Here is a 23781-nt window from a genome sequence, read left to right as displayed (position 1 = left end):
AAGCGAGCCTCCCGCACAATGGAAAGTGTTGGGGGAAAGTGTTGGGGGGAAGTGTTGAGGCAAGTGCGCGCGGGGCGGAAGCCGTAGCGGTCCTCGTGCGTTGCAGTGTGCAAGAGAAAAACAAAGGATACCCGTCTGATGCGAACCCTGCCGCGCTCGTTTGCACCGCTCTCGGTTGCCGCCATTCTCCTGCTGTCCGCCTGCCATTCGGAAGATCGCGGTGGGCAGGGGGGGCAGGATGCGGCCCGCTCCGGCGATCCCATGGCCTTTGCCGATGCCCCCGGCGGCGGCGCGACCGAAGCGGCCGACAGTATCGCCATGCGCGCCCAGGTGGCGCTCGATCGCGCCGGCTTCTCGCCGGGCGTGATCGACGGCGTGGAGAGCGCCTCCTACGCACTTGCCCTGAGAGGCTTCCAGGAGGCACGCGGCCTTCCGGCAAGCGGAAAGCTCGACCCGGCCACGCAGCAGGCGCTGCTCTCGGGCAACCAGGGCGCCACCCGCAATGTCGTTATTCCCAGGGACTTTGCGCGCGGGCCGTTCTTCCCGGACCTGCCGAAGGACATGGCCGGACAGGCGAAGTTCGACCATCTCGGCTATCGCGCCATGTCGGAGGCCCTGGCAGAGCGTTTCCACACCACGCCCGAGACCTTGCTGGCGCTCAACGGCCCCGGCACGGTGCTTGGCGCCGGGCGGACGATCCGCGTGCCCGACATTCCCGACGCCGCACTGGCGCAGATCCCGGACGACGAAACCGGTTGGGCCAAGACCTTGCAGAGCCTGGGCGTCCAGGGCGAGCAGCCGAAAGCCGATCATGTCGTGGTCGACAAGTCCGACGGCGCGCTGCGGGTCTACGATGCGGCGAACAAGCTGGTCGCCCAGTTCCCGGTCACTACCGGCAGCGGGCATGATCCGCTGCCGCTCGGCACCTGGAAGATCGTGGGCGAGGCGCGCAACCCGGACTATCACTTCAATCCGGACCTGTTCTGGGACGCGAAAAAGAATGCCAAGGACAAGCTGCTGCCCCCGGGGCCGAACGGACCGGTAGGCGTGGTCTGGCTCGACTTGTCCAAGGAGCATTACGGCATCCACGGCACGCCGGAGCCGCAGAACATCGGCAAGACCGAGAGCCATGGTTGCGTGCGCCTGACCAACTGGGATGCGGCGCGGCTGGCGCAGATGGTCTCGGCAGGAACAAAGGTCGTGTTCCAGGCCTGAGCGGGGTGGACGGAGCCTGGGCCGGGGTGGATCGAATCCCCCCGCCTTGCGCGCTGGCCGGCTGGAATCCTAGGCCTCTCCGGAGAATGCTTACGTTTTCAGATCAAGGACCTGCCATGAAATTCCGTCCCGCCGCCTTCCTCAGCGCCATCGCCACACTTGCTGCGACCGGTGCCGCTCTGGTCGCAACGCCTGCCGCCGCCGGAGTGACGGCCGAGGCCAACGTGGCGCGTTCGGAAGGCGATTGGGGCGGCGAGCTTGCAGTGGGCGTTCCGGTCATCTCGGACGGCGGCTTCAGCATCACGCCCGCCGCCGGCGTGTTCTTCCACCACCGCGACCATCCCGGTTACTTCGACGACGATTCGCAGTGCTTCAGCCGGGACAGCGGCGACCGGGTGTCGGATGGCAAATGCGACAATTCCGGCACTAAATTCTTCGGCAAGGTGGAAGCCATGTATCGCCTGCCGATGGCACTGGGCTTCGGTGTGGGCGCTCGCCTGATCGGTGACGATCTGCGCGCTTATGGTACCGTTTCCATGCCGATCCTGCCCCGCATCGACGTAAAGGGCAATTTTGGCGATCACTACCTCGCAGCCGGTCTCCAGGCACGGTTCTGACGGCTACGAGTGGCCTGCCGACGGTCTTGGGTTCGAAGGCTACCAGCCTTCGATGAGATCGAGGTAGGCCACCACATCGTTGTCGGTGGCGATGAATAACCCTTCCTGGACATCTTCGCTCTGCTGCGCGGCTAGGTTCATGGCTTCGGTCAGCGAGCCGTAGAACAGCGTGCTGGCGGCGCCGCCTTCCGACCCGGAATCCAGGTGGTAGAGGCGCACGCTGGCTTCGAGATAAGTCGTCCGCATCAGTTGGCGCCATCCTCGGGCCGCTCGCGCTTCGCTCCGTCCACGACCCGATCGAGGCGTGCCGTTTCGGCTTCGGCGGCATCGCGCTCGGCCCTGGTGCGGCCGTGGCGGGCGCGGCTGGCCTGTGCCTGTTGCTGCGCGGCGTCGCGTGTCCTGGCCTTGCGAGCCATGCGGAGATTGATGATCTGGGCCATGGACGCCTTCTTACAGCGCGGACCCTTTCGGTGGAAGGCCCCGCGCTGCCCAGTGGCTCAGAACCGTCCTATCAGAACGAGATGTTCAGAAGCCTGCCAAGGAAGATCAACACGATCGCGCCTATCACCGAGGCGAGGCAACCGGCGCGCTGAAAGTCGGCGCTGCCGCGGGTCGTCACCAGGCCCGCTATCAGCGAGCCGCCGATGCCCAGAAGGATCGTCGCGATCCAGCCCATCTCCACGGCGCCGGGATAGAAGAACCGCGCCAGCACGCCGATGATGAGGCCGCTGATGATGGCGCCGATGATGTTGATCATGATTCGCGAAATCCTTCGAAAGACCGACTTTGGGCCTAGAAGTCGCGAAGTGCGGGACGGTTGCAAAAGGATTCCGGCAAAGGGCGGATTCGAACCGTCGAAAGGCCGGGCAAGGCTCGGCTACAGCCCGGCATGATCCCGGGAGACGGGGCCCCTCGACCCAAGTTCTTCGACAAGAGGGAAATCTCCGAAAACGGCCACTCGCTTCATCGCAAGCGAGATTCGTTTCACCGCCCGTTTTATGTGGAAAAATTTTTACCCGGAGCGTTGAAATAGCCCCTTGCGCCAGCGCCCGGCGAAGGAGTTCTCACGCGTCGCAGCGCCCCTTCCCTTGTAAAGAGGGAGGCTCTGCCCAGCTTACCCACAGAGCCTGCCCTCTTGCGTCAGAATGCAGAACAGGCACTATGGGTTGTGGCGCGTCGATCGCGGGGCATCTAGACCTAGAGAAAATCGTCCTTGGGCAGTCAGGTGCCCCGAAAGGCGGTTTTCCGGTGTCCAGGGCTGTTCGCGAAAAGCGCGCGCCAGAGTCGGCCCAGAGTAAACAGGGAATTCGTTCCCTGTTTGTGCTTGTTCGTGGTATCCCGGTCGGCGCTGGCCCTCTGGCGAATCGCGAAGGCTTCGAGCCGGCTCCGGTGCAATGCTGAACGCGCTTCTTGGCGCTTCGATGACGTTGGTTCGATCGGAATGGTCGATATCGGATTTAGTTCGATCGTGACGATCGAAAGGGTGCGGCTCGGCAGGCCGTCGAAATTTTTGGACGGCCTGAACCGGCCGGCCTGAACGAACGGGGGCGACAATTGGATTTCAGGAACGGAAGCGACGCTGACGTGAACAGCTCCGACTTAGTGCAGGCAGATATGATTCAGGATGATGGGCAGGTTGAAATGCCCGGTTTCGAGCTTCCCCCCAAGGCTTTGGCCCCCAAGGCTTCGGCCCCGAAGGCTCCGGTCCCAACGGCCCCGGCTCCCAAGGTCGAATCGGCCCGGGAAGATGTTCAGGCCGCGCCGGTAAAGCTGGAGCGGATGAAGTCCGAAGCTGCCAAGCCGGTGAAGAAGGCGGCGGCGAAAAAAGAAATGGAGGCGGGTGAGAGCCCGGCAATCGCGATGGACAAGACCGATACCGCTACGGCCGCTCTTGTGGCCGACGCCATGCTGGCGGCCGCTGCCGCCGCTCCGGAAACCGCGAAGGCGCGTCCGGATTCGAAGACGATCAATGCCCGCCGCTTCGTCATCGTCACCGATGATACACGCGATGCGCTGCTGACCGACTTCGGCAAGGAAACGCTGGACGACCGCTACCTGCTGCCCGGAGAGAAGTACCAGGACCTGTTCGCCCGCGTGGCCGACGCCTATGCGGACGACCAGGACCACGCCCAGCGCCTGTACGACTACATCTCGAAGTTGTGGTTCATGCCCGCCACGCCGGTTCTTTCGAACGGTGGCACCGGGCGCGGCCTGCCGATCTCGTGCTACCTCAACTCGGTGGACGACAGCCTTGAGGGCATCGTTTCCACCTGGAACGAAAACGTCTGGCTCGCCTCGCGCGGTGGCGGCATCGGCACCTACTGGGGCAACGTGCGCGGCATCGGCGAGCCGGTGGGCCTCAACGGCAAGACCAGCGGCATCATCCCCTTCGTCCGCGTGATGGACTCGCTGACCCTGGCGATCTCGCAGGGTTCGCTCCGTCGTGGTTCGGCGGCCTGCTATCTCGACGTCTCGCACCCGGAAATCGAGGAGTTCCTGGAGATCCGCAAGACCAGCGGAGACTTCAACCGCAAGGCGCTGAACCTGCACCACGGCGTGCTGCTGACCGACGACTTCATGGAAGCCGTGCGCGACGGCCGCGATTTCGACCTCAAGAGCCCCAAGGACGGCTCGGTGCGCGGCACCGTCAACGCGCGCTCGCTGTTCCAGAAGCTGGTCGAGGTTCGCCTCGCCACCGGTGAGCCCTACCTGGTGTTCTCCGATACCGTGAACCGCACGATGCCCAAGCATCACCGCGATCTCGGCCTCAAGGTCTCGACCTCGAACCTCTGCTCGGAAATCACGCTGCCGACCGGCCGCGATCACCTCGGCAACGACCGCACGGCCGTGTGCTGCCTCTCCTCGCTCAACCTGGAAACCTGGGAAGAGTGGAAGGGCGAGAAGCGCTTCGTGGAAGACGTGCTGCGCTTCCTAGACAACGTCCTTCAGGACTACATCGACCGCGCCCCGGACGAGATGGCCCGCGCCCGCTATTCGGCGGCGCGCGAACGCTCGGTCGGCATGGGCGTCATGGGCTATCACTCGTACCTCCAGAAGCGCGGCATTGCCTTCGAGAGCGCGATGGCCAAGGCGCTGAACATGCAGATGTTCCAGCACATCGCCGCCAAGGCGGACGAGGCCTCGCTGCTGCTCGCCAACGAGCGCGGCCCGTGCCCGGATGCCGCCGACATGGGCGTGATGCAGCGCTTCAGCTGCAAGATGGCGATCGCGCCCACCGCGTCGATCTCGATCATCTGCGGCGGCACTTCCGCCTGCATCGAACCGATCCCGGCGAACATCTACACGCACAAGACGCTCTCCGGCTCGTTCGTGGTGAAGAACCCCTATCTCCAGAAGCTGCTCGCCACGAAGAGCAAGGATTCCAACAACGTGTGGAATTCGATCCTGGAGCACGGCGGCTCTGTCCAGCACCTCGACTTCCTGACGCCGGACGAGAAGGCGGTCTACAAGACCAGCTTCGAGATCGACCAGCGCTGGCTGCTCGAATTCGCGGCCGACCGCACGCCCTATATCGACCAGGCGCAGTCGCTGAACCTGTTCATCCCGGCCGACGTCGACAAGTGGGATCTGATGATGCTGCACTTCCAGGCTTGGGAGAAGGGCATCAAGTCGCTCTACTACTTGCGCTCGAAGTCGGTGCAGCGCGCCGGCTTCGCGGGCGGCGGCGGCGTCGAGGCGGACAACACGCCCGAAGCGCCGAAGTTCGAGATCGGTGAGACGACCGACTACGACGAGTGTCTTGCCTGTCAGTAATCTGATTGCATTGGCGATTTTTCCAGACGCCCCGGCAAGTCCAGCTTGCCGGGGCGTCTTCGTGTCGGCGTGGCATTCATTTTTGCGCATTTACGCGCTAAGGGCCGCGCCATGCAGAATGGCCCTGTTCCAATGACCCCATCCAGTGAGAATCCCGACCGCGCACCGATTTGCGTGGCCGCGCTCTATCAGTTCACCCGCTTCGCGGATTTCGCCGCGCTGCGCCCTCCGCTGCTGGCGCTCTGCGAGGAGGAGGGCATCAAGGGCACGCTGCTGCTCGCGGCCGAGGGTATCAACGGCACTATTGCGGGCAGCCACGAAGGCATCGCCCGCGTGCTGGCTCATGTGCGGGCCTTGCCAGGCTGCGCGGACGTCGACGTGAAGCTTTCGGGCGCGGACGAGATGCCGTTCCACCGCATGAAGGTGCGCCTCAAGCGCGAGATCGTGACGATGGGGCAGCCGGACATCGACCCGCTGTCCATCGTCGGCACCTATGTCGAGCCGCAGGACTGGAACGCGCTGATCGCCGATCCCGACACCATCGTGATCGATACCCGCAACGACTACGAAGTCGCGGTCGGCACTTTCGCAGGCGCCATCGATCCGCGTACCGCCACCTTCCGGGACTTTCCCGAGTGGTTCCGCGCCGAGCGCGACAAGCTGCTCGCGGCAAGGGCCGACAGCGGAAAGCCGCCCAAGGTCGCGATGTTCTGCACCGGCGGCATCCGCTGCGAGAAGTCCACCGCCTTCCTCAAGCAGGAGGGTGTGGAGGACGTCTTCCACCTCAAGGGGGGCATTCTCAAGTACCTGGAGACGGTGCCCGAGGCAGAGAGCCTGTGGCAGGGCGAATGCTTCGTGTTCGACCAGCGCGTCACCATCGGCCATGGACTGGTGCAGGGCAGCCATGCCCTGTGCCACGCCTGCCGCCGCCCGGTAAACGCCCAGGACCAGTCCTCGCCGCTCTACGAGGAAGGGGTGAGCTGCCCCGCCTGCCACCACGAGCGCAGCGACGAACAACGCGCCTCCTATCGCGAACGTCACCGCCAGGAAGTGTTGGCCGCCGAACGCGGCGAACTTCATGTCGGCGCGGTGCGCAAGGCAGGTAGCGAGACGGAGCCCGATGCCGGCTGACCCCATTCTCTACAGTTTCCGCCGCTGTCCTTACGCGATGCGGGCCAGGCTGGCACTGCTGGTCAGCGGTGCTGCCTGCGTGTTGCGGGAGGTGAAGCTATCCGCCAAGCCTTCGGAGATGCTGGAAGCCTCTCCGAAGGGCACGGTGCCGGTGCTTGTCCTTCCCGACGGCATGGTGATCGACCAGAGCCTCGACATCATGCGCTGGGCCTTGCAGCGCAACGATCCGGAGAGCTGGCTCGCGCGCGACGACGCAGCGCTGATCGCGACCAACGACGGCCCGTTCAAGCACGACCTCGACCGCTACAAATATCCCGAACGCCACGGAAGCGATGCCCTGGTCCACCGCGAAAGCGGCCTCACGTACCTGCGCGAACTCGACGCGCGCCTGGAGCAAGGCGGCCAGCTCTGCGGCAAGGCCCGGGGAATGGCCGACGCGGCGATCATGCCCTTCGTGCGCCAGTTCGCCGCAACCGATCCCGACTGGTTTGCCGAGCAGCCTCTGCCCTTCCTGCACAAGTGGCTAGGCGATCACCTGGCATCGCCCCTGTTCACGGCAACGATGCTCCGACTAACCCCGTGGCGACCAGGTGACGAGCAAATCCGCTTCGCCGGGACGCTCTGAAACTTCACGATGTCAGAAAGTGGTGCCGCTTACAGGATTCGAACCTGTGACCCCATCATTACGAATGATGTGCTCTACCAACTGAGCTAAAGCGGCTTGCCGTGATCGGTTCGGGTTGAATACCGAGCCGGGCAGGGGGCGCCTTTACCGAGCGCGGCGAGATCGCGCAAGGGGCTTTGCGCCCACTCACGATGATCTTTTTTGGATATTTGGTCCGTCATAGGCCAAAGCGCAGTTTGATGGCGCGATATCGTTCCAGCAGCAGGGCGGCGCGTTCGTCCGGCGTTACTTTGGCGGTCGTGGGGGGCAGGTGGTTCGGCAGGTCGGCGGCCTTGACCCGTCGCGTGCGGAAAGTCGCCGGCTGCTGGCTCATCAGGTTGCGGTAGGTCAGGTTGCCGTCCGAGAAGCCCTGCGTGTCGAGCCAGTTGTGCACGCCGGAATCCCGATGGGAAAGCACGAGGCGGACCACGCCGTCTTCATCCACTTTCGTCCGGGCGGGGGTGTAGCTGACGGGGCGGTGTAGGAAGTCCATAGATCCCATCAGCGCGCCGCCCATGCCGAACAGCCAGAAGCCCCCCCCTGCCTGTTCTGGTGCCTGTTCTGGCCAGTCCATCTCGACGATCAGGGCTTCATCGGGTTCGAGGTGCCAGACCATGTGCGCGGCCATGCGCCCGCGCTTGGCGTCGCTGGCGTCGTTGGCGGCCTTGTCCGGCGGGAACATGTTGAGGCTGGCCGGATCGCAGACCCCGCGCGAGGTGAGCCAGGCGTGTTCGGGCCAGTCGCGCATCAGGCCGGTGACGAAGTTTCCGGCCCAACCCATCGCTTCGGCCATCTGTGCAGGCGAGGGCAGGGGGCGCGGGGTGGCCATGCCGGTCCGTTCGATCGTGAGCGTCGTGGGCGTCTCGCCAAAGGCGTCGAAGGCTTCGCGGATGAACAGTTTGCGCGTGTCCGGAGTGGTGGGAAGCCAGTTCTTCTCCCGCGCCGGGCCGCCGATGGTCACTTCGAAGCGGCCATCCGCGTCGGTCTCGATCTGGTGGCCGAACAGGTTGGCTTCGGGAATGTCGCCGAAAGGTTCGTGGAGGCTGGGCCACTGAGTGCCGGGAATCTTCTCCGGGCGGGGGCCTTGCACCGTGACGTTGAGCCAGCGGGCGGTGCCGCGTTTGCCGCTGAGGCGGTAGACGTGATCGCCGGAAATCCAGGCCTGACGGTAGGTGAAGTCGGCCAGGTCGCCGCCCAGTTTCATCGTCGGCGTGGTGAAGCGGTGGATTTGCGGGAATGCCGGATCGCGCGTTTCCAGTGCGAGGTCGAAGGCTTGGCCGAGGCTTTGCGTCAGGAAGCGGAAGGCATCGGCGCGCTGGAGCGGGTTCGATGGATTGGCGTCCTTGAAAGCGGACATGCCGGCATGCTTCAACTGCTCGCAGAAGCTGTCCCACGCAGTTTTGAGGGCTGTGTCGTCGGTTCCGTCGCCATAGGCCATCGTGTCAGGCTCCCAGCTTGGTGAGGAGATTGGAAAGGGTTTGGGCCGCGCGGGTGCAGGCCTTGGCGGGGCCTTCCGCCTCGATGCGTGGGCCGAGCAGTTCGAGATCGAAAAGGCCGGCGTAGCCAAGGTCCAGCACGTCGCGCAGGATCGCTTCCTGCGGCACCGCGCCATCTCCGGGCACGGCGCGGCAAGGCGTGCTGCGGTCACCGGGGACATGGTCGCTGACTTGCACGAGGCCGGTGACTGGCAGCGCTTCTGCCAGTTTTGTGCGCAAGTCCGCCTCCATCCAGCAGGCGTGGAGATCAACGCAGAGGCCGATGCCGGAGAGCCGCGCCAGACGCAGCGCATCGGGCAGGCTATGCGCGATGTGGATGTCCACCGTCAGCGGCGACGCATTTTCGACCAGTAGCGCAATTCCCCGCCGCGCGGCATGTTCGCGGCACGGGGCGAGCAGGTCTGCAAAGCGGGCTGCGGCCTGTTCCCACGAAAGCGCGCCGCGTCCGCCGGTGATGAGGTAGATCGACGGCGCTCCGAGGTCGGCGGCGATGTCGATCACTTGCGTCAGGTCACGCGTGGCGGCTCCCGTATCGCGTTCGAGATCGGGCTGGAGGGCGAAAGGGTGGTTTATGCAGCCGATCCGCACTGTTCGATGCCGCAGGGCTTCGCGTGCAGCATGGAACTCGCTCGATGCGAGCAGGCGCGGAGAAACGAGCGTTGCATGCTGCACGCCGATTTCGCAGCAAAAATCGAGGAAGGGGCCGGTTTCCCGGTCCATCATCGCCACCTGATGCAGGCTGACGCGCGGATGCATCAGCGTTGCTCGATCTCTATGCCAAAGCGTTCCCGGAAGGGCGCGAACTCCCGGTTCAGCGCGGCGATGTCGTAGCCGGCATCGACCAGGACTTGCGTGGAGTAGTGGAACTTGCCGTGGCGATCGCCCTTGTTCTCGGCAAGATAGCGCCGCATTGCCGCCTCGGCTTCCCGCGTGAGGGAGCGATCGGCGAAGGCGTAGTAATCGCGGATCACGCCGATCGGATCGGCCACGAAATCCCGGTAGCGAACGTGCTGGATGCGCGGGTCGTTCGCCAGCGGATGGGCCATCGTATTGCCGATCGACCAGCGCACGCGTTCCACATGGGCGCGGGCTTCCTTCACCAGATCGATTTTCCCGACCACGCCGTCCATGATGTCTGCCATCATCATCGTCGAACTGGCGGCGACCATCACCGGGTCGCGGTGCAGCCAAACCAGCGAGGCATCGGGGTAGGCATCGAAGAAGGCGTCCAGCCGCGTGGTATGGAAGCCCTTCAGCACCCAGTGACGCACAGGGCGCCGATATTGCAGGGCCTGCAGCATGGCCTTGTGGATGCGGTATTGCTCGGTCGGATCGGAGGGCAGGCCGAAGGAGAGGTTCTGCATCGGCACGCGCCACCAGGCGGTGGGCGTCATCACGCGAAAGTCGAAGGCCCAGGTGCGCTCGTCCTCGGGCAGCCCGTGGCCCAGCATGTCGTTGTAGGGGTGGCAGTGCAGCCAGCGCGGCATCTTGGCGTTGATCTCGCCCCATTCGGCATCGGCTGTCGCGATGCGGGGGTCGGTGCCTTCTACCGTGCCCGGAGGAGGCGATGGATGCATCACTTCCCAGAACCGCAGCGCGCGTGCGCCGGGATCGACCGCGAGCAGGGCGTGCATCAAGGTCGTGCCGGAACGCGGTTCGCCGCTGACGAACATGGGACGGTCGATCACTTCCTCGGCCAGCGGGAAGCGCTTGCGGTCCTCGAAGAAACGCAGGCGGTCGGTCAACAGCCAGAGCACATTCTCCGCGGCTGCCGCCCGGCCTGCCTCGTTCATGGCAATGTCGTTGATGTGCGCCACGGCGAGGGCGAAACGTTCGGGAAAGCTTTCATCCGCCCAGTCCGACAGGCCGGTGCGATGCTGCGCCTCCCGCAGCAATTGCTGCGCGTCGAGGTTCGTCATGTCAGCCCTCCACCAGACGGGCGATTTCGTCTTCTGTTTCGCGAACCTTGGCGGCGCTGGTGGCCGAGAACTTCATGCCGCCCATCGCCCCATATTCCATCAGCTTGTAGACGCGCATACCGGCATCGGCGAAGCCCTTGATCTTGAGCGCGACTTCCTTTGGCGTGCCGGTGGGCAGCACGTCGCGGATCGCCTGCGGGTCCATCTCCTCGCAGAACTTCAGCATCCTGTCGCGGCTGAGGCGTACCGGATCGAAGTCCATGATGCCGCGCCAGTCAGGGCCCATCGGGTGCGCGTAGCCGAACTGCGCGAGGTCTTTGGCGGTCATCATCAGGATGATCGACTTCACCATCGGCGCGCGCAGCATTTCGTCGATCTCATCGGGCTCTCCGATCAGGCACATCTGCGTGATCGCGGGGGTGAAGTGGCTCATGTCCCGCCCTGCCGCGTCGCCCGCGTCGAGAATGACCTTAAGCTTCGCCGCATAATCCTCCGGCGTCCACGATCCCGCCGGCCACCAACCGTCGGCCTCGCGCCCGGTGATCGAGAGCATGCGCGGACCCGCCGCACCCAGCCAGATCGGGGGCGCCTTGCCCTCGTAGAACTCCGTATCCATCCGCGCGTGGTGGAGGTGGAAGAACTGCCCTTCGAAATCGATCGGCCCGTCCGAATGCCACAGCAGCTTGATGACCTTGATCGCCTCTTCCAGCCGCCCCACCGGTTTGTCGAAATCGAACCCGTAAGGGACGGTGTTCTCCAGCTCGCCCGACCCGAGGCCCAGGATGAAGCGGCCTTTGGAGAGATGGCTGATCGTCAGTGCGGTCTGCGCCAGCAGCGAGGGATGGCGGCGCACGGTATCGACCACCGTGGTTGCCAGCGGCGTGTTGTGCGTCAGCACGGCGGTAGCGGCCGCCACGGCCAGTCCGTCGAGATGCCGATGCGGACTAGGCGAAGCCTTGGCAAGATCGGTGAATTCCGGCGTCCAGATCGAATCGGGCCAGAAGCTGACCATGTGATCGGGCAGCCAGATCGAATGATAGCGCCCCGAATCGTATGCCTGCGCCATGTCGATCCCCAGCGGCAGTGTGGTTCGCAGGAACGCTGCCGGTTGCACTTTGGTCGATTCGGGCATGGCATCATCCTCTCAGGCGGCTTCCTGCATCACTGGCCTGCACCGCTGGGGTGATGGATCGACGCCGCTCGTTGTCTCCCGGCCCGGTTGTGGGTTAGCCATCGACCAAGGCAAATTCCCATTTGGGGATCATGGATGCTGCAAGGAGAGGACGCGGCGCTGCTGGTGCCGCTGATCGCAGGACTGGTGGAAGATCCGCCCTGGCGGCGCTTCCTCGATGCCTTGCGCGCGCGGGTCGCGGCTGATTATGCCAGCCTGGTGTTCCGGCCCCTGCCGCTGGGCACGCCCGAGGCGCGGGTGATCCATCTCTACTCCGGCCAGCCCTCGCCCCCGCCGATCTCCCGGCTCTATCGGGAGAGCCTCTATCTGCGCGATCCCATGCCTTATCACGCGATGCAGGAGGGGCGGACCCATGCGCTGCACGAATTGCTGCGCTTCGGTGATCCCCAGCACGATGCCTACCTCGATCAGCTCCTGGCGCCCTCCGGCATGAACCACATGCGCATGATCCGCTTCACCGAGCCGGGCGGGGTGAACGGCTGGGTCACCATCACCCGGCGCGAGGGGGAGTTTGCAAAGGACGTCGACAGGCTGCTCGAAGCCCTTGCTCCCCATCTGCGCGCGGCGCTGGGCAGCTTCGTGGCGCTGGAGCGTGAGCGCATGGGAGCCGCGATCGAGCGCGAGGCCGTGCGGCGGATGAACTTCGGCTGGGTCACGCTCGATGGCGAGGGGCGGGTGCTCGATGCCGATCCCCTGGGCGCGCGGATGCTGGCGGGGAGCAGCGGCCTCACACGGACTCGCGACGGCAGGTTGAGCGCGCACGATCCTCGGCTGCGACGGCAGCTTGCGGAGGCCATCGGCGAACTGGCGCGCGATCCAGAAGCCCGGCCGCGTGCGCTGGTACTGCGCCGGGAGCCCTGGCTCGACCTGCTGCTGATACCCTCGGGCCGCCGCATGGGCACGACACGGGCGCCACCGGCGGTGCTTTGCTACCTTCATGCCGATCATTGGTCCTCGGCGGATCGATGCGGGCAACTTGCGCAGTTGTTCGACCTCACGGCGAGCGAGGCGCGGCTGGCGCTGGCCCTGAGCCGAGGGTTGTCGATTGCCGAGGCAGGGCCGGAAGTGGGACTGACGGTGGAGTCGGCGCGGACTTACTCCAAGAGGATCTACGCCAAGACCGGCGCGCGTGGGCAGGCGGACCTGGTGCGGTTCATTCATCGCAGCGTGTTGGCGATTGCTTGAGCAGGAAAAGGCGCGTTTCCCAATTCTGGATACATTACGGCCGCCTCGCGCTGGCGATTTGAACATGTGTTCAGCGTTTTCCGTTGACTTCAGCTTCGGCACCCTTCAGCCAATGGATACGAAAGCGGCCGCAAGGAGCCGTGGGAAAATGGAGAAGGCATGTCGGGCCAGCTTGCAGGGAAGGTCGCGCTCGTTACCGGCGCGTCGTCGGGCATTGGAGAGGCGGCGGCGCTATGTCTGGCCGAAGCGGGGGCGACGGTGGCCCTTTGCGCGCGCCGGGTGGACAGGCTCTCGGGGCTTGTCGCGCAGATCGAGGCCGTCGGCGGCAAGGCGCTGGCGATCCCCGGCGACATGACGCTAGAGGAAGACGCGCGCGGCGCCGTGGAGAAGACGGTGGCCGCGTTCGGCCGGATCGACATCCTGATCAACTCGGCCGGGATCATGGAGGCGGGCGGGATCGAGAACTGCGATACGGCGATCTATCGCCGGGTGATCGATATCAACCTGATGGGCACCGTCTACACCAGCGCCGCCGCCGTGCCGCACATGCTGGCGCAGGGCGGGGGGGACATCATCACGATTTCCTCGCTGGCGGGCCGCAAGGGCGGGCCGATGACCAGCGCCTATTCCGCCAGCAAGCACGCGGTCAACATGATGACGGACGGGATGCGCCAGGAATTGGGCGGCAAGAACATCCGCGTCACCACCCTGATGCCGGGCGCCACCGAGACCGAAGTGGCGGATTCGATCTCCGATCCGCAGTGGCGCACCGCGATCAAGGCCCATGTCAGCAAGGAGGGCGCCGTGAAACCGCGCGACATCGGTGAGGCCATCGTCTTCATCCTCGCCATGCCGCGTCGGACGAACATCTCCGAGATCTCGATCCGTCCGACCATCGACACCAGTGCCTGAGAGGAGAACGATCATGGGAAGACTTCAGGACAAAGTCTGCATCGTGACCGGTGCGGGTTCGGGCATGGGCAAGGCCATGGCCGAACTGTTCCACGCCGAAGGCGCGAAGCTGGTGCTTGCGGACATCTCGGGCAGGCAGGACGACGTGGCGGCTTCGCTGGGCGGCGATGCGGCAGGCATTCACTGCGACGTTTCGGACGAAGTCCAGGTGCAGGCCATGATAGCCGCCGCCGAGCAGCGCTTCGGTCGGCTCGACGTGTTGTGCAACAACGCCGGATTCGGCGGACCGATGGCGCCGCTGCACACGCAGTCCCTGGAAACCTGGGACCGCGTCCATGCGACGAACCTGCGCGGCGCGTTTCTCGGCATGAAATATGGCATCGCCTCCATGCTCCGGACCGGCGGCGGATCGATCGTGAACACGACCTCGGCCTCGGCCGTCGTCGGCTGGAAGCACCACGCGGTCTATGGCTCTGCCAAGGCGGGCGTGAACCAGCTGACCAAGGCGGCGGCGCTGGACTATTCGGATCAGGGCATCCGCGTAAACGCCATCGCCCCCGGCACGATGTGGACCGGGTTGGTTGAAGCTTCTCGCACACATGCCGAGCCACCGGCCGAGTTTCCGGTTCTTGCGGGTATTCCGATGGGGCGCTGGGGGCTGGCAAAGGATATCGCGCAAGCCGCGCTTTACCTGGCCAGCGACGAGGCGGCCTATGTGACCGGCGTCGTCCTGCCGGTGGATGGCGGCTATTGCATCGGCTTTTCCGGCATGGGCGCGGAGCGTCCGGGTATTGCCAGCGTCAATCCGGCGTGAGTGCCTGAGTGAGAAAGCGACAGGAACGCCGCGTCCAGTGCGTAATTGCCTAGGCGCGGCGCCGGTCCTCTGAAATTCGCCAGGCCTCGGCGAGGAGGCCACCCCCATGCGATGACTTCCCCCCCGGGATCATCGCGCTGGGCGAACAGGAACCGGCGCCGCGATCCGGTCGGGCCGGATCTTGGAAAACCGAACAAAGCCGGCGGCAATCCCCAGAGCGTTTGGCCCCAGACACGCTGGCCCCAGACGCGCTGGTCCAGAGGAAACTGGTTCGGCCGTCTGGCCGGATTGCCGCCGAGTTATGCGAAATCGCCTGCCGGGATGGCCTTGCCGTGGGGTCGCATCACGGGTCGGCCGGTTCACGGCAGTGTCCGGGCCGGATGCATGTCGCTTCCGATTCGGACGACATGGTTATGGCAGCTTCCCCGAACCCGCGCCGTGAGGCAGATCACGCTCCGCCCTGACACGGACCCGATTGCCTGCCTGGTCCAACCAGCCTAGCAAGCCGCCCATGACCGCATCGACTCCCGCCGCCCGGATCGCGCAAGTTGACCCCTTCCACGCCATGGCGATCGGCCGCCTTGCCTATGAGCTGGCGGAGCAGGGGCGTGACGTGATCCACATGGAGTATGGCCAGCCGTCCACCGGCGCGCCCGCCGCCGCCATTGCCGCCGCTCACCACGTTCTGGACAACGATCCCGGCGGTTACTGGGAGAGCACGGCGTTGATGGACCGCATCGCACGGCACTATCACGAAGCCTACGGCGTCACGGTCGATCGAGAGCGGGTGATCCTCACGTGCGGCGCCTCGCCTGCATTCGTGCTGGCGCTCTCCAGCCTCTTCGTGCCCGGCGCGCGGGTGGCGCTGGCGAGGCCGGGCTACGTGGCCTATCGCAATACCCTGAAGACGCTTTATCTCGAACCGGTGGAAATGGCCTGCGGGCCGGCGGAGCGCTATCAGGTGACCGCCGCCGCTCTGGATGCGCTCGATCCCGTGCCGGACGGGCTGATCCTGGCCAGCCCGGCCAATCCCACCGGCACCGTGATCGCGCCTGACGAACTCGCCGCCATTGCCGAGGTCTGCCGCCGGAAGAACATCCGTGTCGTCTCGGACGAAATCTACCACGGTCTGGTATACGGCGATGTCGCGCAATCCACGCTCCAGCACCTGCCCGAAGCCGTCGTCGTGAACAGCTTTTCGAAGTATTATTCGATGGCGGGCTGGCGGCTCGGCTGGCTGGTGGTACCGCGCGAACTGGTGGCGGCCGCGCGGGCCCGCATGAACAACCTGTTCCTGACGCCCTCGGTGCTGGCGCAACATGCCGGGCTGATCGCCATGGATGAGACGGCCGAACTGGAAGGCCATGTCGAGAACTATGCCCGCAATCGCGAACTGCTGCTGGCGGCCTTGCCGAGCCTCGGGCTCGACCGCATCGCGCCGCCGGATGGCGCCTTCTACATCTATGCCGATATCGGGCACCTGACGGACGACAGCCTGGCCTTCTGCCGGCAATTGCTGCGCGATACGGGTGTGGCGACCGCGCCGGGGATCGATTTCGATCCCGTCGACGGCCACAGCTTCATCCGTTTCAGTTTCGCCGTCTCGACTGCGCTGGTGGAGGAAGCGATCGCGCGCATGGTGCCCTGGTTCGCCGCGCGCAAGTAAGCCGGGTTCGGGTCAGGCAGGGCAAGTGCCGATGCGGGAGCCGGTTACGCGCCGACGATAGCGCGTCTTCGAATGCGCGGTTTCGCCTACTATCGTAACGGCGGCCTCCATCGTATCCCCGTTTACCTTGCCGTGCAGGTCATAGCTGAGCGATCCCATTGGCAGGCTGCAAGTCCTTCCGCCCGTGACCTTGCCGTTTCTCACACGGACGGTGGACATCGTACAAAGTCCCCCGCCGGACAGGCCGATCGCTGCCGAGAGAAGGTTTTCCAGAGCCGGCTCGACATGCTCGGGCGAAATGCAGACGGTACGGATCTGGCCCGGACGGGGCTGAAACCGGCGGTTGATCGTCTCGCTGAAGGTTGTGGACTCTTCTATCCGCCAGAGCCCCGGTACGACGTGCGGTCGCCCTCCGGTTACGACGATCTCCGGTTCGGGCGGCTGCGACGGGATGGGAGAGGGCGTCGAAACCGGATCGAGCTTGACGATGCCGGCCGGTTCGGGGCCAGCCGGTTCGGGCTCCCCGCTGTCCCACGGCGGCGGACGATACTCCACAGAGGCGATCCGTTCGTCCAGGCAGGCCTTGGCCGGGACCGGATCACGGAAGCCGTCCTTGATGCAGGCGTTGAGCACTGTGCAGACGAACCTGTCGATGCCGGCGTCGCCGCTGGAGATGACCGCGTCGCAGCGTTTCATATGCGCGCCCCAGAGCGCATATTGCAGCCTTACCTTGCGTATCTTCTGGCCCAGCACGACGATATCCTCGCCGGATGGAGTTTCGGGGACTGCAACATCAGACGCGGGAGCAGGTACGGGATTGGGCAGGGGCTCTTGGCTCATGGCAACGGGCGAAGGCGCCGCGAACGCGATTGTTGCGGTAGCCAGAAAGCAAACGGCTTGCCGCGCCGGGTTCCTCTCTCTCATCATAGGATGATATGCGCCTTCGTTAGTCCCACAAGTGCTTCGCTTCTCCCGGCATCGCCTTTTCAAGGTTTTAACCCCGGGATCGGGACGGTCGGGCCATCGATCGATCGCAGGGGCGAAATTGCCGCGATTGACGTGCAGGATTGCTGGGCGCTTGATGCCCGAAAGATGGCGGGAGGCAAGCGATGGCGGTTTTCGTGCTGGTCCACGGCGGTGGCCATGGCGGGTGGTGCTACAAGCTGGTGGCGAAGCGCCTCAGCGCACTTGGGCATGAAGTGCACGCACCAAGCCTCAGCGGATTAGCCGATCGGGCCCATGTGTTGAGCGCCGCCATCGACCTCGACACCCATATCGACGATGTGGCGGGGCTGCTCGAATTCGAGGACCTGACCGATGCCATACTCGTCGGCCATAGCTATGGCGGCATGGTCATCACCGGCGCGGCGGATCGCCGGCCGGAGCGCGTCGGCCATCGCGTCTACCTCGACGCGGCCTATCCCCGTGACGGCGAGTCTCTCCACGATCATGCCCATGAGCAGATCAGCGCTGCGAAGCAGGGGCTGCACGAGGTGAACGGCGTGGAACTGGTCATGGCGCCGATGCCGGGGTTCGCGGCGTTCTTCGGCGTTACCGATCCCGCGCTGGGCGCCTGGACCGACGCCAGGCTGACCGCGCAGCCCTGGAAATGCTTCGAGCAGAAGATCGCGTTTCGTAACGAAGCGGCGATGCGGGCGATTCCGGAAAGCCACCTTATCTGCACTTCCACGATTCCCGGCCGGGACATGGCGCTGCTGGAGGCGCGCTCTCAAGGACGGGTGTGGGACATCGATACCGGGCATGACCTGATGTTGACCGAACCGGAGTGGGTCGCGGAGCGACTGGATGCCGTCGCCCGGCAGGCTTGAAGGCGGCAATGCGCGCCAGTCGCGACGGAAGTCATTGAATCTGCGAACCTGGTGAAACGGCATTTAACAGCGAGTAGCGTTTCACCATTGGTCGCACCTCTGTAGCAACCTGGGACGCGCACCTCCTTGTGCCGGGTTGTGCGGATTGACAGTCCGCGCCGGTTGGAGCCTTTGGCGCATATCAACCAACAGTTCGGTGGCGAGTCCCTTGACCCAACCCGTATGCAGCAAGGAAGTTTGGACCGCGCGTCTTCGGGACTTCCTGCACGATTGCGCGGGCAGCGCGCCTTCAGAGGAGCATGATCGCATTCGCGAGGCGGTGCTGTTGCTTCTGCACGACCCGCGCCCGCGTGAGGACGGCAAGCCGCATCGTCCGCACTTCGATCCTGCCGCGATCGAGGCGATGCTGGGTTGCAACGCCTCGGAAAGCGCGGTGCTGGCCCTGATCGGCCCGGACGATACTTTCATGCTGTCTCGCGGGATGAACGGCACCTGCCTGGCGACGCTGGTGATGGCGGATGGATCGGAGGAAATGATCTGTGAGGCCGCCACGCTTTCACTGGCGCTCCTCGCAGCCTATGTGTCGAAACTTCTGACGACGATGGAGCGGCGGAACCAGGAAAAAAGCCAGGCCAGGCTGCCCCTGGGCGTCAGGCTTCACTGAACGGGGCGGCGTTCCGCAACGTCGCACGTCGATGCGGAAGCGCCGCCAGTTCGGCGTTCCCGCGAAGTGGCCGGGAGGGGAACGGCCCGTTCATTCGACGCGGGGCCGGCCCTGTTGGAGTGGCGTGCCGGCACCGATCCTGTAGCATGGCGGCTCCTAACCATTGGTAGGACAGGCGCTAGGTTCATGCCCGAGGGCAGGTGCCGCAGGCGGGGGCTGCGGGCACTTCAATTGACCAGGGCAGCCTCGATGGCGATGCGGATGGCATCGGAGGTATGGTTGGCGCCCAGCTTGTTGAGCATGTTCGCGCGATGGATTTCCACGGTTCGCGGGCTGATAGAGAGGCGTTCGCCGATCAGCCGGTTGGACAACCCGCTGGCGACGCCGCCCAATACCTCGCGTTCGCGGCGGGTCAGGCGATCGATCCGGGCACGCGCCATGACTTCGCGCAACTTGGTGTTTCCGACGTGCTCGGCCCGGTCGATGGCGCGCGCTAGCGTGGCGTTCAGTTCCTCGGCGGCGATGGGCCAGGCGATGTAGTCGATGGCACCGTCCAGCACGGCTTCGACGATCCGGTTGGCGCTGGGCTGTTCGCTGAAGGCGATGATGGGGAACCATTCGCCATGCCGGGCCATGTTATCGATCAGATCGTCGATCGATCCGGCCTCGTCCTGGATCAGAATGACGCCCGAGCGCGGCCAGGCGCCGGAAAGTTCGGAAATATTCTCGAACGGCTCGACATGGATCTGCGCTGCCGAGAGGGCATGGCTTATGGCGGCGCGTCTACGCAGATCGTTGTCGATGAGAATGAGGTTGGAAATCCGCTCCATGAATATTCTCCCTCTTCGGCTTGTGCCTAGGGGGATATTCGCATGACGCGTCCGGCGCTTGCCGGACCTGCTCCGAAATCGACCTATGATCGGTAGCGCACCTCCGTAAACGGTGGCGAACTGGCAATTCCCACAACCGAAACGGCCCTAACCCTCTACCGAAACTCATCTGGCGAGGAGGGCCTGGCCGATCTCCGCGAAATCCGCGCGCAAGTTCGCGATGGCGGCCGGGTCGAAGGCGATGGCGCTGTCGAGGACCGTGCGCCGGGCCGCATCGTAGAGCTGGTTGAGCGCGGCGGCCACGTCGCTGTCGCCCGTGACTCCCAGGTGCAGGGCGGTGATGGCGGTGAGGGCGCGGGTGAGGGACCGGCTCTTGAGCCCGTTGTCGCCCCTCCGGTCGGCATGGATCGCGGTTCCCAGCGCGGCCACGAGGTGTTCGTAGCAGAGATGCACGAGTTCGGCGGGACCGGCTCCGCTGACGCGGGCGTCGAAGTCTACCCGACGATAGGCCTCGACCGGGGAAAGTTGCCGTCGCATCTCAAGTGCTCTTGTTCCACTGGGCGATCTGGTTCTGAAGCATCGTCAGCGTGGACTTGGAGATGCCGATGCGCGTTTCGGAAGCCGTAAACTGGCTCGCCAGGCGCGCGCGCAGCTTTTCCTGCTGCTCGGCAAGCTCCGTGCGGTTCTCCGCGATCTGCGTGAGCTGCTTGGTGTAACGCCCGATAGAGCCGCCCAGCGAGTTGCCGTCGGTGGTGGAACTGGCGGCGCGGTAGATCTTGTCGTAGCTGGCGTAGACGCCGTGGAGGCCATTGGTGAACATCGCGGCGACCCCTTCCGGATCGGCGGCCATGGTCTTGGTCAGGCGGTCGGTGTCCAGGGCGAACGTGCCGTCGCGCTGGGTCTTCAGGCCCAGGTCCGCCAGCGTCTTCGCCACGCCCGTGGCATTGGGCATGACCGTCGAGCCGGCCAGTCCGGAAAGCGCGCGCTTCAGCGCCCGCGCGCCGCTGTCCGCGGCCAGTTCGCCGCCGATCGCGGTGGACGTGTTGAGCGCGGAGATCACTTCGTTGAGGGCATCGGTCAGATCCTGCATGGCGCCGGAGATGGAGCTGGCGGGGTCTGCGAACGTAACCGTGGTGGGGGCGCCGGGGTTGACGGTCTTCAATTGCAGTTTCACGCCGGGAATGGCGTCGGAGACGGTGTTCGACTTCGCCGTCATGAACAGGCCGTCGATCTTGAAGGCGGCATCCCGGGCGCCGGCCAGAAGCTGGCCTTCGGTCGAGGCCGGGGTCCAGGCCAGATCGGAAAGGCCCGGATTGGCCGGGTTCGCAGCCGCCTCCAGCACGAAACCATTGGCGGCGCCTTCCTGGCCCTTGAGGACGAGCCGGGCACCGTCCACGGTCTGGGCGACATAGGCGCTGACGCCGGAATTGGTGGCGTTGATGGCCTTGGCCACGTCGGCCAGCGTCGCTCCGGCTGCGATCGTCACATCTACGGCGGCATGGGCCGTATCCGGGGCGAAGCTGCCGCCGGACACGGTGCCGAAGCGCAAGGTCAGCGTCCCGGCGCCTACGGTGGACGTCGACGCGGCATAAGCCCGGCTGGCAAGCTGCTGGCCGCCGGCGAGTTGGGTCACTTCGAGCGAATAGCTACCCTTCGGCGTCGTGGTGCCGGTCAGCGTGCCGGAGGCGACCGCGCCGTTGGCCACGCTTGGATTGCGGGCGAGATCTCCCGAGCGCACCAGCGTGCCGAGCGAGGTGCTGAGCGAGAGCATCATCGACTTGATGTTGGATGCGGTGGAGATCTGCGTCGTGAGCTTGTCGGACCGGGCGGTCAGCCGGTCGTTGCGGTTGGCGAACTGTGCGGTGGCGAGGTTGTTCGCCAGCGCGGCCATGTCCACGCCGCTGCCGCCGCCCAGCGCGGTCACCAGCGAGGATGTGGTCGGCGAAGTGGAGGTGGGGGAGATAGCCATGCGCGGAAGAACGGCAGTGGCGAAAGCTTGTTAAGGATGATCTTCACGGAAAAGGCTGCTTCATCTGTCCTGTCGCGGATCGAGGCGGCCCTCAGCGTCGAAGCGGACGGTTACCGGCACCGAGACCTCCGGCGCATGGCGCTGCTCCCCCCGCTTCAATGCCAGTACGAAGGCGAGGATGGCGGCCACCGCGACATAGTGGTCCTCGCGGATCATCTGCTTCTCGCGCGTGGTGAAGTAGACCGACCGGGCCAGCGCGGGATAGCGCAGCACCGGCACGGTGAATTCGGGGGCAAGCTCGCGCATGGCGAGGGCCCTCTCGCCCCGGCCCTTGGCGATGACGATCGGGGCGGGCGCCCGGGCGGGATCGTAGGCGAGCGCCACCGCGAAGTGCGCGGGGTTGGTAACGATGAACTGCGCCTCCTTCATTGCGGGCACCAGGCCGCCCATGGCGATCTTGCGCTGGCGTTCCCGGATCGCGCCTTTCTTCTCGGGCGAGCCTTCGTTTTCCTTGGCCTCGTCGCGCACGTCCTGGAGCGTCATCTTCAGGCGCAACATCCGGCGCACCAGTTGCACCGGCAGATCCACCAGGGCGATCACGACAAGTCCCGCCGCCAGCCAGAACAGCAACTGGATCAGTGCATCCCAGGCGTAGGCGAGTTCTCCGAACAGGTTGCCCCGGCCCAGCCGGGCGAATGTGTCCAGGCGGTCTTTCGCCCAGACCCAGGCGATCGTGCCGAGCAGGGCGACCTTGGCCATGCCCTTGACCATCTCGATCAGCCCGGTCGGGCCGAACATGCGCTTGAGCCCCGAGAGCGGATTGATCCGCGAGCCCTTGGGCGCGAGATTGCCGCCGATCCAGCGGCCCTCGCCGAACCCCAGCTGCGATAGTAGCGAGGCGAGGATGACGACCGCGCCCAGTACGAGGATCGGCGGCAGCATGGCCATCAATGCGCCTGTCAGGATCCGGCCCGGCGTGAAGTCGTCCAGCGCCGCCCTGTCCCAGGTGAAGCCGGCGCGCAGCACGGCTGCCAGCAGGTCCAGCATCCACGGCCCCGCCAGCATCAGCCAGACCGCGCCGATCGCCACCGTGGCGGCGGTAGCCATTTCGCGGGAGCGGATCACGTCGCCGCGCCGGGCCGCCTCGCGCTTCCGTTTTTCTGACGGGGCGAAGCTCTTTTCGCCTTCCTGCTCACTCATGGCGCAAGAAGCTCCGCCGTCTGCTGGATGGCGTCGGCGGAGAGCCGCACGACGAGGTCGGTCAGGACCGGCGCGCCCACCAACAACGCCGCGATACCGCCCAGCACGCCCGCAGGCAGCCCCAGTGAGAACAGGTTGAGCGAGGGCGCCGATCGGCCGAGTACGCCGGTGATCACCTGCACCACCAGCAGAATCAGGCAGGCAGGCAGGGCGATGGTCACGGCGGTGGCGAACATGCGCGCGGCAAAGGCGCCGATCAGCGCGAAGCGCGCGGCGCCCAGCCAGGTCTGTCCCGGCGGCAGCGCGCGATAGCTTTCCACGATCAGCGCGAACCATTGCAGGTGCGCGCCGAGAGCCAGGAACACCAGCGAGAGCACGACCGCGAAATATTGCCCCAGCGCTGGAGACTGCGCGCCGGAACTGGGATCGACGGCGGTGGCCACGTTCATGCCCATCGATCCGCCGATCAGTTCGGCGGCCAGGATCGGCGCGGCGAACGACAGTTGCAGCACGAAGCCGAGCGACAGCCCCACCAGGACCTCACCCATGACGGCAAGCATTCCCGCCGCCGACAGCAGTACCGGCGGCGGCACGACAGGGGTCCAGGCACAGACCAGCACGGCGAGGGCCCCGGCGCCGATCACCCGCACTTGCGGGGGTACGCCGGCTATGCCGAACAGCGGCGCCGCCACCAGCGCCGCACC

Annotated in this window: 24 protein-coding genes and 1 tRNA gene; 11 read left to right on the top strand and 14 right to left on the bottom strand. The window is 65.4% G+C overall.

Annotated features, from left to right (window positions below; translation table 11 throughout):
* The first annotated feature begins 138 nt into the window (after window positions 1–138).
* Complete coding sequence (locus tag RT424_RS01545) at window positions 139–1215, top strand: L,D-transpeptidase family protein (RefSeq protein ID WP_313433994.1); 1077 nt, start codon at window positions 139–141, stop codon at window positions 1213–1215.
* A 116-nt stretch (window positions 1216–1331) separates the two neighbouring features.
* Complete coding sequence (locus tag RT424_RS01540; protein ID WP_313433992.1) at window positions 1332–1832, top strand: hypothetical protein; 501 nt, start codon at window positions 1332–1334, stop codon at window positions 1830–1832.
* Between the two features lie 39 nt (window positions 1833–1871).
* Here the strand turns inward: RT424_RS01540 and RT424_RS01535 are convergent, their stop codons facing one another.
* From RT424_RS01535 to RT424_RS01525, 3 genes are all read right to left on the bottom strand, one after another.
* Complete coding sequence (locus RT424_RS01535) at window positions 1872–2078, bottom strand: hypothetical protein (RefSeq protein WP_313433991.1); 207 nt, start codon at window positions 2076–2078, stop codon at window positions 1872–1874.
* Entirely contained in the window at window positions 2078–2272 is a 195-nt protein-coding gene (locus tag RT424_RS01530; protein WP_313433990.1) for a DUF4169 family protein, read from the bottom strand. Before RT424_RS01530 ends, RT424_RS01535 begins: the two co-directional genes overlap by 1 nt.
* A 71-nt stretch (window positions 2273–2343) precedes the next feature.
* Complete coding sequence (locus RT424_RS01525) at window positions 2344–2589, bottom strand: GlsB/YeaQ/YmgE family stress response membrane protein (protein ID WP_313433989.1); 246 nt, start codon at window positions 2587–2589, stop codon at window positions 2344–2346.
* Window positions 2590–3692: 1103 nt separating this feature from the next.
* Between RT424_RS01525 and RT424_RS01520 the strand changes: the two genes are divergently transcribed.
* The 3 genes from RT424_RS01520 to RT424_RS01510 all read left to right on the top strand — a co-directional run bounded on the left by RT424_RS01520 (window position 3693) and on the right by RT424_RS01510 (window position 7362).
* Window positions 3693–5606: a ribonucleoside-diphosphate reductase subunit alpha gene (locus tag RT424_RS01520; RefSeq protein WP_409521422.1), complete on the top strand. Its 1914-nt coding sequence runs from the start codon at window positions 3693–3695 to the stop codon at window positions 5604–5606.
* A gap of 132 nt (window positions 5607–5738) precedes the next feature.
* Window positions 5739–6737 carry a rhodanese-related sulfurtransferase gene (locus RT424_RS01515; protein WP_313433987.1) on the top strand — a complete coding sequence of 333 codons (999 nt, stop codon included), beginning with the start codon at window positions 5739–5741 and terminating at the stop codon, window positions 6735–6737.
* A complete protein-coding gene (locus RT424_RS01510) occupies window positions 6727–7362 on the top strand; it encodes a glutathione S-transferase (RefSeq protein ID WP_313433985.1) in 636 nt (211 codons plus the stop codon). Before RT424_RS01515 ends, RT424_RS01510 begins: the two co-directional genes overlap by 11 nt.
* 20 nt (window positions 7363–7382) lie before the next feature.
* Here the strand turns inward: RT424_RS01510 and RT424_RS01505 are convergent.
* The 5 genes from RT424_RS01505 to RT424_RS01485 all read right to left on the bottom strand — a co-directional run bounded on the left by RT424_RS01505 (window position 7383) and on the right by RT424_RS01485 (window position 11948).
* Window positions 7383–7458 (bottom strand) — tRNA-Thr (locus RT424_RS01505).
* A gap of 121 nt (window positions 7459–7579) precedes the next feature.
* Window positions 7580–8839 carry a DUF1214 domain-containing protein gene (locus RT424_RS01500; protein ID WP_313433983.1) on the bottom strand — a complete coding sequence of 420 codons (1260 nt, stop codon included), beginning with the start codon at window positions 8837–8839 and terminating at the stop codon, window positions 7580–7582.
* A gap of 4 nt (window positions 8840–8843) precedes the next feature.
* Window positions 8844–9653, bottom strand: coding sequence for a sugar phosphate isomerase/epimerase (locus tag RT424_RS01495; protein WP_313433981.1), 810 nt, complete (start codon window positions 9651–9653; stop codon window positions 8844–8846).
* On the bottom strand, window positions 9653–10816 hold the full coding sequence (locus RT424_RS01490) for a sulfotransferase (RefSeq protein WP_313433980.1): 1164 nt from the start codon (window positions 10814–10816) through the stop codon (window positions 9653–9655). The genes RT424_RS01495 and RT424_RS01490 overlap by 1 nt, the downstream gene beginning before the upstream one ends.
* Before the next feature lies 1 nt (window position 10817).
* Window positions 10818–11948: an LLM class flavin-dependent oxidoreductase gene (locus tag RT424_RS01485; RefSeq protein WP_313433979.1), complete on the bottom strand. Its 1131-nt coding sequence runs from the start codon at window positions 11946–11948 to the stop codon at window positions 10818–10820.
* A gap of 135 nt (window positions 11949–12083) precedes the next feature.
* Here RT424_RS01485 and RT424_RS01480 point away from each other — a divergent pair, with 135 nt between their 5' ends.
* The 4 genes from RT424_RS01480 (at window position 12084) to RT424_RS01465 (ending at window position 16585) form a co-directional block, all read left to right on the top strand.
* Window positions 12084–13193 (top strand): helix-turn-helix transcriptional regulator, encoded by a 1110-nt coding sequence (locus tag RT424_RS01480; protein ID WP_313433977.1) that lies wholly within the window; start codon window positions 12084–12086, stop codon window positions 13191–13193.
* A 159-nt stretch (window positions 13194–13352) separates the two neighbouring features.
* Window positions 13353–14105 carry an SDR family oxidoreductase gene (locus tag RT424_RS01475; protein WP_313433975.1) on the top strand — a complete coding sequence of 251 codons (753 nt, stop codon included), beginning with the start codon at window positions 13353–13355 and terminating at the stop codon, window positions 14103–14105.
* 13 nt (window positions 14106–14118) lie between these two features.
* Window positions 14119–14919 carry an SDR family oxidoreductase gene (locus tag RT424_RS01470; RefSeq protein WP_313433973.1) on the top strand — a complete coding sequence of 267 codons (801 nt, stop codon included), beginning with the start codon at window positions 14119–14121 and terminating at the stop codon, window positions 14917–14919.
* Window positions 14920–15430: 511 nt separating this feature from the next.
* Window positions 15431–16585 (top strand): aminotransferase class I/II-fold pyridoxal phosphate-dependent enzyme, encoded by a 1155-nt coding sequence (locus RT424_RS01465; protein WP_313433971.1) that lies wholly within the window; start codon window positions 15431–15433, stop codon window positions 16583–16585.
* Window positions 16586–16597: 12 nt separating this feature from the next.
* Here RT424_RS01465 and RT424_RS01460 read toward each other — a convergent pair whose 3' ends face one another.
* The gene (locus tag RT424_RS01460; protein ID WP_313433969.1) at window positions 16598–17425 is read right to left on the bottom strand and encodes a DUF3617 family protein; all 828 of its coding nucleotides are present in this window, start codon (window positions 17423–17425) and stop codon (window positions 16598–16600) included.
* A gap of 269 nt (window positions 17426–17694) precedes the next feature.
* Here RT424_RS01460 and RT424_RS01455 point away from each other — a divergent pair, with 269 nt between their 5' ends.
* Window positions 17695–18414, top strand: coding sequence for an alpha/beta hydrolase (locus RT424_RS01455; RefSeq protein ID WP_313433967.1), 720 nt, complete (start codon window positions 17695–17697; stop codon window positions 18412–18414).
* Window positions 18415–18622: 208 nt separating this feature from the next.
* Window positions 18623–19078, top strand: coding sequence for a hypothetical protein (locus RT424_RS01450; RefSeq protein WP_313433966.1), 456 nt, complete (start codon window positions 18623–18625; stop codon window positions 19076–19078).
* A gap of 227 nt (window positions 19079–19305) precedes the next feature.
* Here the strand turns inward: RT424_RS01450 and RT424_RS01445 are convergent, their stop codons facing one another.
* The 5 genes from RT424_RS01445 to RT424_RS01425 form a co-directional block, all read right to left on the bottom strand.
* Window positions 19306–19908, bottom strand: a complete 603-nt coding sequence (locus RT424_RS01445) for a LuxR C-terminal-related transcriptional regulator (protein WP_313433964.1) — start codon at window positions 19906–19908, stop codon at window positions 19306–19308.
* A gap of 165 nt (window positions 19909–20073) precedes the next feature.
* Window positions 20074–20445, bottom strand: a complete 372-nt coding sequence (fliS, locus tag RT424_RS01440; protein ID WP_313433963.1) for a flagellar protein FliS — start codon at window positions 20443–20445, stop codon at window positions 20074–20076.
* Between the two features lies 1 nt (window position 20446).
* Window positions 20447–21877, bottom strand: a complete 1431-nt coding sequence (fliD, locus tag RT424_RS01435) for a flagellar filament capping protein FliD (protein ID WP_313433961.1) — start codon at window positions 21875–21877, stop codon at window positions 20447–20449.
* A gap of 60 nt (window positions 21878–21937) precedes the next feature.
* Entirely contained in the window at window positions 21938–23077 is a 1140-nt protein-coding gene (locus tag RT424_RS01430; protein ID WP_313433959.1) for an EscU/YscU/HrcU family type III secretion system export apparatus switch protein, read from the bottom strand.
* Window positions 23074–23781 (bottom strand): flagellar biosynthetic protein FliR (locus RT424_RS01425; protein WP_313433958.1); only part of this gene is annotated, 708 nt, incomplete at its 5' end. The genes RT424_RS01425 and RT424_RS01430, both read right to left, overlap by 4 nt.

Origin of the sequence: Novosphingobium sp. (assembly GCF_032093395.1) — a bacterium.
GTDB lineage: Bacteria > Pseudomonadota > Alphaproteobacteria > Sphingomonadales > Sphingomonadaceae > Novosphingobium.
This window is presented reverse-complemented; position numbering and strand designations above follow the sequence as displayed.

What these genes read in the sequence shown, in the direction of transcription:
- RT424_RS01465 (WP_313433971.1), top strand. Translation starts at nt 15,431, where the DNA reads ATGACCGCATCGACTCCCGCCGCCCGGATCGCGCAAGTTGACCCCTTC.
- RT424_RS01525 (WP_313433989.1), bottom strand. Translation starts at nt 2,589, where the DNA reads ATGATCAACATCATCGGCGCCATCATCAGCGGCCTCATCATCGGCGTG.
- RT424_RS01495 (WP_313433981.1), bottom strand. Translation starts at nt 9,653, where the DNA reads ATGCATCCGCGCGTCAGCCTGCATCAGGTGGCGATGATGGACCGGGAA.
- RT424_RS01445 (WP_313433964.1), bottom strand. Translation starts at nt 19,908, where the DNA reads ATGGAGCGGATTTCCAACCTCATTCTCATCGACAACGATCTGCGTAGA.
- RT424_RS01530 (WP_313433990.1), bottom strand. Translation starts at nt 2,272, where the DNA reads ATGGCCCAGATCATCAATCTCCGCATGGCTCGCAAGGCCAGGACACGC.
- RT424_RS01460 (WP_313433969.1), bottom strand. Translation starts at nt 17,425, where the DNA reads ATGAGCCAAGAGCCCCTGCCCAATCCCGTACCTGCTCCCGCGTCTGAT.
- fliD (WP_313433961.1), bottom strand. Translation starts at nt 21,877, where the DNA reads ATGGCTATCTCCCCCACCTCCACTTCGCCGACCACATCCTCGCTGGTG.
- RT424_RS01535 (WP_313433991.1), bottom strand. Translation starts at nt 2,078, where the DNA reads ATGCGGACGACTTATCTCGAAGCCAGCGTGCGCCTCTACCACCTGGAT.
- RT424_RS01520 (WP_409521422.1), top strand. Translation starts at nt 3,693, where the DNA reads ATGGACAAGACCGATACCGCTACGGCCGCTCTTGTGGCCGACGCCATG.
- RT424_RS01515 (WP_313433987.1), top strand. Translation starts at nt 5,739, where the DNA reads ATGACCCCATCCAGTGAGAATCCCGACCGCGCACCGATTTGCGTGGCC.
- RT424_RS01500 (WP_313433983.1), bottom strand. Translation starts at nt 8,839, where the DNA reads ATGGCCTATGGCGACGGAACCGACGACACAGCCCTCAAAACTGCGTGG.
- RT424_RS01455 (WP_313433967.1), top strand. Translation starts at nt 17,695, where the DNA reads ATGGCGGTTTTCGTGCTGGTCCACGGCGGTGGCCATGGCGGGTGGTGC.
- RT424_RS01430 (WP_313433959.1), bottom strand. Translation starts at nt 23,077, where the DNA reads ATGAGTGAGCAGGAAGGCGAAAAGAGCTTCGCCCCGTCAGAAAAACGG.
- RT424_RS01480 (WP_313433977.1), top strand. Translation starts at nt 12,084, where the DNA reads ATGCTGCAAGGAGAGGACGCGGCGCTGCTGGTGCCGCTGATCGCAGGA.
- RT424_RS01540 (WP_313433992.1), top strand. Translation starts at nt 1,332, where the DNA reads ATGAAATTCCGTCCCGCCGCCTTCCTCAGCGCCATCGCCACACTTGCT.
- RT424_RS01475 (WP_313433975.1), top strand. Translation starts at nt 13,353, where the DNA reads ATGTCGGGCCAGCTTGCAGGGAAGGTCGCGCTCGTTACCGGCGCGTCG.
- RT424_RS01470 (WP_313433973.1), top strand. Translation starts at nt 14,119, where the DNA reads ATGGGAAGACTTCAGGACAAAGTCTGCATCGTGACCGGTGCGGGTTCG.
- RT424_RS01485 (WP_313433979.1), bottom strand. Translation starts at nt 11,948, where the DNA reads ATGCCCGAATCGACCAAAGTGCAACCGGCAGCGTTCCTGCGAACCACA.
- RT424_RS01545 (WP_313433994.1), top strand. Translation starts at nt 139, where the DNA reads ATGCGAACCCTGCCGCGCTCGTTTGCACCGCTCTCGGTTGCCGCCATT.
- RT424_RS01490 (WP_313433980.1), bottom strand. Translation starts at nt 10,816, where the DNA reads ATGACGAACCTCGACGCGCAGCAATTGCTGCGGGAGGCGCAGCATCGC.
- RT424_RS01510 (WP_313433985.1), top strand. Translation starts at nt 6,727, where the DNA reads ATGCCGGCTGACCCCATTCTCTACAGTTTCCGCCGCTGTCCTTACGCG.
- fliS (WP_313433963.1), bottom strand. Translation starts at nt 20,445, where the DNA reads ATGCGACGGCAACTTTCCCCGGTCGAGGCCTATCGTCGGGTAGACTTC.